The organism is Dinghuibacter sp., from assembly GCF_035492835.1.
In the GTDB taxonomy this organism is placed as follows: Bacteria; Bacteroidota; Bacteroidia; order Chitinophagales; family Chitinophagaceae; genus Dinghuibacter.
On the sequence record NZ_DATJIY010000202.1, the window covers coordinates 1 to 8,517 of the forward strand.

The 8,517-nt window shown below is 53.4% G+C and carries 9 protein-coding genes; 1 reads left to right on the plus strand and 8 read right to left on the minus strand.

Going from position 1 to position 8,517, the window contains the following annotated elements; genetic code table 11:
- Nucleotides 1-127: 127 nt before the first annotated feature.
- Nucleotides 128-874 carry an MBL fold metallo-hydrolase gene (locus VL547_RS19050; protein ID WP_325580885.1) on the plus strand — a complete coding sequence of 249 codons (747 nt, stop codon included), beginning with the start codon at nucleotides 128-130 and terminating at the stop codon, nucleotides 872-874.
- Nucleotides 875-1,176: 302 nt separating this feature from the next.
- Here the strand turns inward: VL547_RS19050 and VL547_RS19055 are convergent, their stop codons facing one another.
- The 8 genes from VL547_RS19055 to VL547_RS19090 all read right to left on the minus strand — a co-directional run bounded on the left by VL547_RS19055 (nucleotide 1,177) and on the right by VL547_RS19090 (nucleotide 7,978).
- On the minus strand, nucleotides 1,177-1,569 hold the full coding sequence (locus VL547_RS19055) for a hypothetical protein (RefSeq protein WP_325580887.1): 393 nt from the start codon (nucleotides 1,567-1,569) through the stop codon (nucleotides 1,177-1,179).
- 51 nt (nucleotides 1,570-1,620) lie between these two features.
- Nucleotides 1,621-2,613 carry a hypothetical protein gene (locus VL547_RS19060; protein ID WP_325580889.1) on the minus strand — a complete coding sequence of 331 codons (993 nt, stop codon included), beginning with the start codon at nucleotides 2,611-2,613 and terminating at the stop codon, nucleotides 1,621-1,623.
- A gap of 34 nt (nucleotides 2,614-2,647) precedes the next feature.
- Nucleotides 2,648-3,199 (minus strand): RNA polymerase sigma factor, encoded by a 552-nt coding sequence (locus VL547_RS19065; protein ID WP_325580891.1) that lies wholly within the window; start codon nucleotides 3,197-3,199, stop codon nucleotides 2,648-2,650.
- Between the two features lie 138 nt (nucleotides 3,200-3,337).
- A complete protein-coding gene (locus tag VL547_RS19070) occupies nucleotides 3,338-4,300 on the minus strand; it encodes a transketolase family protein (RefSeq protein ID WP_325580893.1) in 963 nt (320 codons plus the stop codon).
- A 50-nt stretch (nucleotides 4,301-4,350) separates the two neighbouring features.
- The gene (galE, locus tag VL547_RS19075) at nucleotides 4,351-5,406 is read right to left on the minus strand and encodes a UDP-glucose 4-epimerase GalE (RefSeq protein ID WP_325580895.1); all 1,056 of its coding nucleotides are present in this window, start codon (nucleotides 5,404-5,406) and stop codon (nucleotides 4,351-4,353) included.
- A 33-nt stretch (nucleotides 5,407-5,439) separates the two neighbouring features.
- Nucleotides 5,440-6,303, minus strand: coding sequence for a glucose-1-phosphate thymidylyltransferase RfbA (gene rfbA, locus VL547_RS19080; RefSeq protein ID WP_325580897.1), 864 nt, complete (start codon nucleotides 6,301-6,303; stop codon nucleotides 5,440-5,442).
- A gap of 32 nt (nucleotides 6,304-6,335) precedes the next feature.
- Nucleotides 6,336-7,328: an inorganic phosphate transporter gene (locus VL547_RS19085; RefSeq protein WP_325580899.1), complete on the minus strand. Its 993-nt coding sequence runs from the start codon at nucleotides 7,326-7,328 to the stop codon at nucleotides 6,336-6,338.
- A gap of 2 nt (nucleotides 7,329-7,330) precedes the next feature.
- Complete coding sequence (locus VL547_RS19090; protein WP_325580901.1) at nucleotides 7,331-7,978, minus strand: DUF47 domain-containing protein; 648 nt, start codon at nucleotides 7,976-7,978, stop codon at nucleotides 7,331-7,333.
- Nucleotides 7,979-8,517: the final 539 nt, after the last annotated feature.

The window sequence follows — 8,517 nt, forward strand, 5'->3', positions numbered from 1 at the left end:
AAAAGAGGCACCACACCCCTACTCCCCGGCCTACGCGCTTAGGTCGCCGCGAAGGCAATGCTCTTCGGCGCGCGCGTATTAAGACCCGACGGCGACGTGGTGGCGCGATGTTCGTACCTTTGTGGACATGAAGATTATACCGTTGTCCGAAGGGGCGTTTACGATAGACCATACGAAAAGATTTGTACCATTCGACTTGAAGGCGGACAACCTGCAACAGCGGCCAACCGGGTCTTTGCTGGTGGAGGTTCAACCGTTTGTTGTTATAACAAGGAACGACATCATCTTGCTTGATACCGGTTTGGGGTTCCGCGATGTCAACGGAATTCTACAAATCCATCAAAATCTCAGCGATGCGGGGATCAACCCGCTGGACGTAACTAGGGTTATAATGAGTCACCTGCACAAGGACCACGCAGGGGGTATTGCGTCAAAAGATCTGATAACGGGCGCGTATCAGCTCAACTTTCCGTCGGCGACATATTACGTGCAGGCCCGGGAGCTGCAATACGCTCTGGACAAGGGCGAGCCGTCCTACATTCCGGACGAGCTGCGTCCTTTGGAGGGCACCGATAAGGTCGTGTTGCTGGACGGCGACAAGGGTGATATCGCGCCAGGAATACGGTACTGGGTGACCGGCGGACACTCGCCCTACCACCAGGTCCTCTGGCTGGAAGAAGATGGCCAAATCGTATTCTTTGGGGGCGATGACGCCCCACAACTATCCCAGATGAAGAACCGTTTTGTCGCAAAATATGACTACGACGGCAAGAAGTGCATGGAGCTGCGCAAACAATGGTGGCAGGAAGGCGGAGACGGTCACTGGACCTTCCTTTTCTATCACGACGTCAAGTATCCTACTGTTTCGCTGTAAACTAACATTAGTTAGCGTCCTGAAACCCTGGCCCCGTCTGATTGTCGGGCGGAGGGAATTTTGGTAAAAAAATAGGCCAACCCTAGAAAGAGTCGGCCGTTGCTAACCTATGAAAAACACCTATATGCAAATGTATGGAAAAAATAATTTAGTTTCCAAAAATTGCTAATGGAATTAACCAGTCATTTTACTACCTACAAAAGGGGCAAAACAATTGGTAATGAGCATGAAAGAAGAATATACCGATAAACGAATATTCACCCCTTTTTTACCAAAATTAACTTGAAGGAAAGGGGCCGGGTTTAGAAACCACGACGCATACCCATGTGCGGATTAGGCCGGAGACGGTTGATCAGCATCACATTGAAGTCGTGTTCCAATTGGAAGACATAATTCGCCCGGTTGCGGCCGATCAGCGTCGTGAATTGATTCTGGTACCGCTTGTGTACGTTCAGGATGGCCTCTTCCTTGGCAATCTGGTCGAGGGTTACATTGGTCCTGACGCTGCGGAGCTCGTTCTCGTATTGAAAGTATACCGGCCAGAACTCCCTCGATTCCTGGGGAGTGAGGTTGAGGTGCTGACCGATGTAGGTGATCTTTAATTTCTCCAGTCGTGGCTTCATGACGGCCGGGTCTCCCTGCTGTTCCTCCGCTGGGGCTTGCGCCAGCGTCCGGACCAGGCCGGATGTGGTCAAGAGTAATAAGAATAGGAGGCACTTCTTCATGACGTCTGTCCTGTTTATAATTTATTCTGAAGCCTTGCTGTCATTGTCTGTCTTTCCGTTGTCGACGGCATTCTGAAGTTGCTGGTCATCGACCTCGCTGGCGATCAGTTCTGCGTCACTGACATCCGTGTTGCTTTTCAGGTAGTCGATGATGGCCTGGTCGGAAACCTTGGCCAGGGCGCTATTGAGTTGATCGGGCGATTTCAGGTTGATTTCGTTCTGTACATCCGAGGACGGCCTCAGGTAGATATGATAGCCCCATACCCCGCTGGTGAGCATAACGCCCACGGTTACCGCGGCGGCCAGTATCTGGCGGACGGAGCTACGGCTACCGGTGATGGGGAGGACCCGTGCGCCGGTTCCGGAGGCGGTCTCCGGCGTCGCCTTTTCCGGCATCACTACTACGGGAGTCCCAACCCGCATCGGGTCGAACGCCTCGAAGTATCCAGCCGGAACCGTACCGGGGTATACCCGCGGGTACGAGGCCAACAGGGGGGATAGCTCCCGCAGTTCTTCGTCGACGTCCTGGGGCGCTTCATTACCCTGGGGCGCAGTCATCGCGTCGGCTGCTTTGGCTCGCGCCAGCATCCGCTCGGGCAGCCCCTCAAAATAGCCTTTGGGGGCCTGGAAGGTAGCCGCCCTCCGGAGGTCTTCCAGCAGGGCGGGGGTCTCCGGGGCTTCCGCCCGCGCGGGGCCAGCCGCTGCCGCAAGGCTCCCGTTTTCCGCAAGGCTTCCCGCTTCTTCAGCGCGGATGCGCTGCATCATGTTTTCCGCGAACCCTTCAAAATAGCCGGGTGGCGGTGCTTGGAGTGTAATCCGGTCACGTAAACCGGGGGACAACATAGGACCCACTTCTTCGGCTCCCCCTTCCAGGCTCCTGACCAGGGTCAGCACCTTTTCCGGGAAGTGCGCGAAGAATCCCTCCGGGACGACAAAGGGAGTCACCGGGGGCAACCCGGCTACCACCTCTGATATCCCTTTCAATTCCATTCCTATGTCCGCACTGTGTACCATACAACAAAATATGACTTCAGGGTATTAGAAAAGTTTAATGATTGAGCATAAACTCCTCGATTTTCTTTACGGCATGGTGATAGCTGGCCTTCAGCGCCCCTTCGGAGGTGTCCAGTACCCGGCTCATTTCCTCATAAGGCATTTCATCATAATACCTTAGATTGAAAACCAAGCGCTGTTTCTCCGGCAAGGTCTGTATCGCCAGCTGTAGTTTCCATTCCAGCTTACCGGGATCGAAATACCGGTCTGCTTTTAATTTATTGCTCAATCCCGTTTCCACGTCACTGAAAGACACACCCGCCCGCTTCTTCTGCTGTTCCAGGAAGGTGAGGCTTTCGTTGGTGGCAATCCTATATAACCAGGTATATAATTGACTGTCTTCTCGAAAGTTATCAAGGCTTTTCCAGACTTTTATACAGACGTTCTGGAGGACGTCGTTGGCGTCGTCGTGGTCCACCACGATACGTCGGATATGCCAATAGAGCTTTTCCTGGTACTTCCGCACAATTTGGGTGAACGCCGCCTCTTTCGTGGCGGGAGCCTTAAATTGTAGCAATAATTCTTTGTCGTCGGCGATGTTAGCCATGCATCCGGTTTAGTCCGTGCTAATATATCTAAAATATCTCCGACTATCATTAGATGGTCGGGGGAAAACTAAGTTTAAGAGCTTGTCCCAATAAAAAGACCGCCCCTCCCGGAGCGGTCCTTGTATAGCGTTCTGTACCTATTTCTTCTTACGAACGATAGCCTTCTCCGCGGCGGCCACGATATCGACGGAATCGAGACCGTACTTGACCAGCAGGTCTTCCGGCTTGCCGCTTTCACCAAAGGTGTCTTTTGTGCCCACATATTCGATGGGGATCGGGAAATGACGGGCGGCAACCTGCGCAATGCTATCACCCAACCCGCCGATGATGTTGTGTTCTTCGCAGGTGACGGCGCAGCCGGTCTTTTCTATGGAGCCACGGACGGCTTCGACGTCCAGGGGTTTGATCGTGTGGATGTTGATCAGCTCGACGCTATACCCTTTCTCTTCGAGGATACGGCCGGCTTCGATGGCCTTCCATACCAGGTGACCGCATGCAAAGATGGAAATGTCCTTGCCTTCGGACAGGGTTTGTGCCTTTCCGATCTCGAATACCTGATTTTCCGGTGTGAAGTTGGGCCATTTGGGCCGGCCAAAACGCAGGTATACGGGGCCGGTGTAGTCGGCGATGGCCATGGTGGCGGCTTTGGTCTGGTTGAAGTCGCAAGGCACGATCACGGTCATACCAGGCAGCATCTTCATCATGCCGATGTCCTCCAGGATCTGGTGGGTGGCTCCATCCTCACCAAGGGTCAACCCTGCATGGGAGCAACATATCTTTACGTTTTTGCCGGAATAGGCGACCGATTGACGGATCTGGTCATACACGCGGCCGGTGCCGAAATTGGCAAAGGTCGTGGCGTAGGGGATCTTGCCGCCAATGGTCAAACCGGCAGAAATGCCGATCATATTGGCTTCGGCTATACCTACCTGGATAAAACGTTCGGGAAATTCCTTGATAAAGGCCTGGAGCTTCATGGAGCCCAGAAGGTCAGCGGTAAGGGCTACTACGTTGGGGTTCCTGCGGCCGGCTTCGAGGATACCTTCCCCAAAACCACCCCGGGTTTCCTTCTCGTTGAGTACCTGTATGTCTTTTAACATGCCTGTTACAGTTTTGCACGGCAAACCTACGGCAATCGGCGGACATTCCGCTAGTTGAGTTGGAAATTCTGGCTGGTATGGAGCGTTTTGTCCTCTTTCAAACGCAATTCCCATTCCCAGGCCGTTTTCATCATTTCATCCAGGTTGTACCGGATGTTCCAGCCCAGGACGCCCACCGCTTTGTCGTTGTTGGCATAGATCGCGATCACGTCCCCCGGACGCCGCGGACCCAGGGTATAGTTGAGCTTGACGCCGCTCACCTTTTCAAAGGCCCTGATGGCTTCGAGAACGGTCACGCCGTTACCGGTGCCCAGGTTGAACACCTCGACGCTGTCCTTGTTCTTGCCGGCCAGCATATAGTTTACCGCCAGCGTGTGCGCGTGAGCGATGTCGGATACGTGGATAAAGTCGCGGATACAGCTCCCGTCCCGGGTGTCGTAATCCGTACCAAAAACCTGCATGGTCGGCAGCTTGCCGATGGCGGTTTGGGTGATCGCCGGCACCAGGTTGGCGGGTTTGCCCAGGGGCAGCTCCCCGATGGCGATGGAGGGGTGGGCGCCGACCGGATTGAAATACCGCAACAGGATGGATTTTACGGCACCCGTTTTTGCCACATCCTCGATGATCCTTTCCCCCATTTGCTTGGTGGCGCCATAGGGAGACTCCGCCGTTTTTTGGGGCGTTTCTTCGGTGACCGGGATGTGATCGGGATTACCGTATACGGTACAAGACGAAGAAAAGACGAAGTGTTCGATCTTGAATTCCGAGGCGCACTTCAACAGGTTGATGAGCGACAGCAGGTTATTTTCGTAATAGGCGAGGGGTTGCGCAACGGATTCCCCGACGGCCTTGTAGGCGGCAAAATGGATGATAGCGGCTATGTCGCGGTTTTCCTGGAACACGGCCATCGTATCGTCATAGCTGCACAGGTCGACCTTGTAGTTCTTGACCTTTTTGCCCGTGATCTTTTCGATACCGGCAAGCAGTTGCGGGGTTGAGCGGGAATTGTTGTCCACGGAGACGACGTCATAACCGTTTTCGATAAGGTCCACGATCGTATGGGCACCGATATAACCGCATCCCCCGGTGACTAGGATTTTTTGCATAACCTGGCGTAGTAATTTGTAAACTAAGGTAGCTTATTTTTCCAAGAGGCCCATGATGTACTGGCCATACCCGCTTTTCAGGAGCGGCTGCGCGATCTTAACCAGCTGCTCCCTGGAAATAAAGCCTTTCCGGTAAGCGATCTCTTCGATACACGCGATCTTGATGCCTTGACGTTGTTCGATCACCTGGACGAACTGGGATGCCTGCATCAGGGAATCGAACGTGCCGGTGTCGAGCCAGGCCGTACCGCGGTCGAGAATCGAGACCTGGAGCTTGCCACGTTCCAGGTAGGTCTTGTTGACGTCGGTGATTTCGTATTCTCCACGGGGCGAAGGCTGCAGATTCCTGGCAATGCTCACCACCTCGTTATCATAAAAGTAAAGACCCGGAACCGCATAGCTGCTCTTGGGCTTGACGGGTTTTTCTTCGATGGAAACCGCTTTCATCTTGTCGTCGAAAGACACGACGCCATACCTTTCCGGATCACTTACGTGGTACGCATATACGATGCCGCCGTCGGGATTGGTATTGGCCGCCAGCAGTTTGCCCAGGCCGGCGCCGTAAAAGATGTTGTCGCCCAACACCAGGGCGACCTTGTCCTTGCCGATAAACGATTCCCCGATGACGAAAGCCTGGGCCAGGCCATTGGGTACCGCCTGCTCCGCATACGTGAAGGAAAGCCCCAGGTTCGAACCGTCACCCAGGAGCCGTTTGAACATCGGCAGGTCGTGGGGCGTGGAAATGATCAGGATTTCCTGTATACCGGCCAACATGAGAGTGGATAAGGGATAGTAGATCATAGGCTTATCGTACACCGGCATAATCTGTTTGCTGATGGCGTAGGTGATCGGATGAAGCCTCGTGCCGGAACCGCCGGCCAGTATGATTCCCTTCATGCGTTTTTTCTTTTTTTGGCCCCGTAAGATAACTAAAAAAACAGGTGCAGCAGCAAATAGATACCCGACGCCATCAGTGCGCTCACGGGGATGGTCAGTACCCATGCCCACAGCAGGTTAACGGTTACGCCCCAGCGTACCGCGGTCAGCCGTTTGGTGGCGCCGACCCCCATGATGGCGCCGGCGATGGTGTGGGTGGTGCTGACGGGTATGCCCAGCTGTTCGGTGAGGATCAGGGTGCTCGCTCCCGCCGTTTCGGCGCAGACGCCTTCCAGGGGCGTCACCTTCGTGATCCGGGTGCCCATGGTTTTGACGATTCGCCATCCGCCGCTCATTGTCCCAAGGGCTATCGCGGAGTAGCAGACGACGGGTACCCAGTTGGGCATATCGGCAATATTGAATTTTACGCCGTTGTGATAGGCCAGCGCCACGGCGATCAGTCCCATGACCTTTTGGGCGTCGTTGCCTCCGTGCCCCAGGCTGAACGCCGCGGAGGACGCCAACTGGAGCCGTCGGAACCATCGGTCGGCCTTATAAGGGTTTGCCTTCCGGCTGGTCCAGACCACCGCCAGGGTGATGAGGAACGCCAGTACCATGCCGATCAGCGGCGACAGGAAAATAAAAAGGACGGTCTTGGTGAGGTTGGCCATAATGACCACCTTCCACGAACCTACCTTGGCAAACGCCGCCCCTATAAAACCGCCGATAAGGGTATGCGAAGAGCTGGAGGGAATACCATACCACCAGGTCAGCAGGTTCCAGATGATCGCGGCGATGATTCCCGCCAGGATGACGTGGAGGTCGATGTATTGCTCATAGACCGTTTTGGCGATCGTATTGGCGACTTTATGGTCCCGGAAAATAAAAAAGGCGATGAAGTTGAACAACGCTGCCCAAATCACTGCCTGCCAGGGCTTCAGCACTTTGGTCGAGACGATGGTGGCTATCGAGTTGGCGGAGTCGTGGAAGCCGTTGATGAAATCGAAAATAACCGCCAGGATTATGATAATGACCAAAAGGGTCATGATTATGCGTATTTGACGATGATGGACTCGATCACGTTGGCAACGTCTTCGCATTTGTCGGTGGCTATTTCCAGGACCTGGAAAATATCCCGTTTTTTGATGACCTCCTTGGCGTCATTCTCGGTCGCGAACAACCGCTGTATGCTCGTATCGTATACATCGTCCGCCTGGTTCTCGAGGCTGTTGATCCTGACCAGGGCGTCGGTGATCTTTCGCAGGTTTTTCATGTTGCGGAGCTCCAAAACGGCGTTTTGCAGCTCGGCGCATCCCTGGTTGATCAGGTCGGCCAGTTTTATAATCCCCGGATCGGATGGATCGACGCGATAGAAGTTGATTTTTTTCGCGGAAGAGAAGATGTTGTCGGCTACGTCATCCAGCGCCGTCGCCAGGTAATGGATGTCCTCCCGGTCGAAGGGCGTGATAAAGTTCCGCCCCAGCTCCGTGAAAATGCGGTGGGTGAATTCGTCATTGACGTGCTCCATGTCCTCCAGGTCCCGGATCAGTTGCTGCCTGGCGTCGAAATCGGGTTCGCCCACCACCACTACCAGTTTTTGCCCCATCTTCTGCACGTTGTGCGCCACCTCCTCGAACAAATTGTAAAACACCCGGTCTTTGGGCATGAATATTTTCGCAAAAGAATTGAAACCCATGTCAGGCAAAATTTCCGCAAAAATAGCCTTTGCGCTTCTTTTTACAATTATTTAATCCCCGGTTCAAGTTCCGGTAATACTAGTTGACTTTTTTTGTTGGCCCTCCCCCGGCTCAGCCCGTCTCTAATCCATATCCGCCCCACTATTTTGGTCCCTATAACCGTTCATAGTTTTCCTTAAGCAAGTATCCTCATGCCCGCCCCGTATTCCTACGGAGCGGTTGCATTTTAGGGATCGCCCGATTCGCCGGCAACGGGGCCCGGATTAAAGGATTCTAATCTGGAGGGAGGGCTAAATACCTTTATGACCGGATGGTTACCCTAAAACGGGAAAAAAACCCTCCCCGCCCCCAAAAAATTAGCATTTTATTTTATAGTGTATATCTACCTTAGCATTCGGAAATGCTGAAAGCTAAATAACAATTCGATCATATTCCCTTAAGAATGCCTTTAAACGATTGACCCAGTTTTGTACCAGCACAATAAAAACTTTTTAATTACGTTATCTTTACGGTTGATATAAAATCGTAATAAGATATT